2 protein-coding genes are annotated in these 2,637 nt (G+C 55.3%); both read left to right on the forward strand.

The window, feature by feature from the left end; translation table 11 throughout:
- Positions 1 to 186, forward strand: a 186-nt coding sequence (locus Q0L39_RS11565) for a DALR anticodon-binding domain-containing protein (protein WP_296629336.1), incomplete at its 5' end; no start/stop codon positions are given.
- A gap of 1,225 nt (positions 187 to 1,411) precedes the next feature.
- On the forward strand, positions 1,412 to 2,637 hold a 1,226-nt coding region (locus tag Q0L39_RS11570; RefSeq protein ID WP_296629338.1), incomplete at its 3' end, for a homocysteine S-methyltransferase family protein.

Below are 2,637 nucleotides of genomic sequence, written 5' to 3' on the forward strand. Positions count from 1 at the left end.
CCGGCAAGACTGACCCATTATCTGATGGATGTGGCAACACTGTTCCACAAGTTCTATAACGCCTGCCGTGTTCAGGGCGAGGATGAGGCGCTGATGCAGGCAAGAATTTCGCTGTGCATGGCAACCCGCACCGTTCTGGCAAATCTGCTGGGCCTGCTGAAAATCACTGCACCGGAGTCGATGTAGTAGGCGACCCAAAACTAAAGTTTTTGGTCGGCGGAGAAAAACAAAAGTTTTCGTCTAACGGAGCTTTGCTCGGTTGCCGAAGGCAATTTTGCCCGATCCTTTATGGGCAAAAAGAGCAGACTCCTGATTGAAAACTTGTTTTCAATCTAGCTTTCTTTCAAAAGGTGGTGGTGTCCAGAGGCAACGCCTTTGGTCGCTCGTCGCAACGAGCGAAATTCTTTATCGTCAGGCGCTCATTGGGAGAGCTCGGGATTGAAAACAAGTTTTCAATCTCCTTTTCTGCAAGAGAAAAGGTTCTCGAAAACCGATTAAGCGTATAAAGTAACCGTCGAAAATTATCCGGTGGATGATTTTCGACGGTAGAAACCTGTTCTGGTTTTCATTTGCAGGGTAGAGTCCCTGCATGAACCTGCAGGGCGGCTCCCCGCCCCTGCACCCCGGGGTTACTTTCCTCCCGCGAGGAAAGTAACCAAAGGCGCGCCAAAGAGGAAGTGTCCTCTTTGGAAACACCTCTAAGGGGCAAGACCGCACCTCTGCTTCCTGCGTTGTCCTGTTTTTCTGTGTGCGGTCCCGAGAATAGGCAAAGCCCATTCTCCGAACTTTTCTGCAGAAAAGTTACTCCCCTCGGGAGCTTTGCGAAGCAAAGCTCTCTCCCCCTGACTTCCCCGTGAATAAGAGGCTGCTAGGCCACTTAACTACCGCTTAGGGCAGTAGGTGCTTCCGTCGACACCGTTCTGCACCAATAGCGGGATGATGTCCAATACTGCCATGCCACCTCGGATAGTATGCGGTTACGCCGAGCGCTGTTGCCACCGACACAGCGGGGTTTCAAAAGGGGTCACACTTGACCCCTTTCGTGAAGTTTTTCAAACTTCCGGAGGTCAAGGAACCAGGAGGTTCCTTGTGTGCTCTTTGTGCAACTTTCTTCACACAAGAAAGTTGCCGCAGGTGCGGGCTGCGTAAGCCCGCAAAAGAGGTTCGCAGGGACTGCCTCCCTGCCAAGGCTTTGATCTGCCCGCTGCGCGGTCAGCGCACTAAACGTGCGGTAGCATCGAAAAGGGACACTGCCCCTTAACTTTATATATTGAATTGTTTTTACTGTTGGGGCTCCTCGCCCCAAACCCTCGCAAACTTTTGTGTACAAAAGTTTGACAAAAAACTTCTGTTCGCCTACGGCGCAAAGACAAGACAATCAACCTCTCTACACAGACTCATTGGAGGAACAATGGACATACGATTATCCCAGCCGTTGCTCATGGATGGGGCAACGGCAACCAATCTGAGGCTCAACGGGATGGGACAGTACAACTGTCCTGCCCAGTGGATACTGGAAAATCCCGACCGCCTGGCACAGCTGCACCGTGCGTTTTTGCAGGCGGGCAGCCGGATCATCTGCACCCCAACGGCACAGGCCGACGCAGTTTCACTGCAAAAATGGGGACAGCAGCACAACACCCAGGCATACAACGAACAGCTTGCCCGTCTGACAGTGCAGACCTGCCGGGACTTTGACCCGCAGGTGCTGGTGGCAGGTGTAGTAGCGCCGCTGGATCTGCAGGCGGAGCCCTTTGGCGAGACGCCATTTCTGGATCTGGTCAGCATCTACGCCGCACAGGCCTTTGCCTTAAAAAAAGGCGGTGTGGATCTGCTCATCGCCGACACGATGACCACCATCTCCCAGAGCAGAGCAGCCATCCTCGGCTGTCGGCAGACCGGTCTGCCGGTGATGGTGACCTTAAACGTCGAGGAGGACGGCGAAACCTGCATGGGTAGCGACCTGGTATCGGCGCTGATCGTCTGCCAGAAGCTGGGTGCGGCGGCGTTTGGGCTGGCGTGCTGTGACCGTCCGGAAAGGATCGCCGGTCACCTGGAGGAGATTGCACCCTATGCAAAGGTGCCGCTGATTGTGCGTCCGCGCGCCGGTGAGGACTTTGACCGCCTGCTGACTCCGTCCGAGATGGCTGAGCAGATGAAAAAGCTGCTGGAGCTGGGCGCCACACTGGTGGGAGGCTGCTGCTATACCACGCCGGAGCACATCGCTCAAATCGGCAGGATGATGCAGACGTTTGACTTTTCGGCGGTGAAGATTCAGCGGGAGGACGAGGACACGCTGATGATGGCGGGAGCGACCGAGCCGTACTTTCTGGACGAATATTTCGAGCAGACCGAGCCGGTGGATTGCCGGATGGATATGTCCGACGAGCTGCTCGAACTGGAGGACAGCGGCGCGGATGTAGCCACCATCCGCATTGAAACGGTGGACGATGCGTATAACTTTGCGCTCAATGCCCACATGCTGCACATGCCGGTGTCCTTTCTGTCGGACAGCGAGGAAGCGCTGGAGATGGCGCTGCTGATGTACAACGGCTGCGCCTTTGTCGATTCCCGCAGCGGCATCGACGAAAAGGTGCTGGAGCATCTGGCGCAGGGATACGGCGCTGTGGTGAGATA

Origin of the sequence: uncultured Negativibacillus sp. (assembly GCF_944388365.1) — a bacterium.
Classification (GTDB): Bacteria; Bacillota; Clostridia; order Oscillospirales; family Ruminococcaceae; genus Negativibacillus.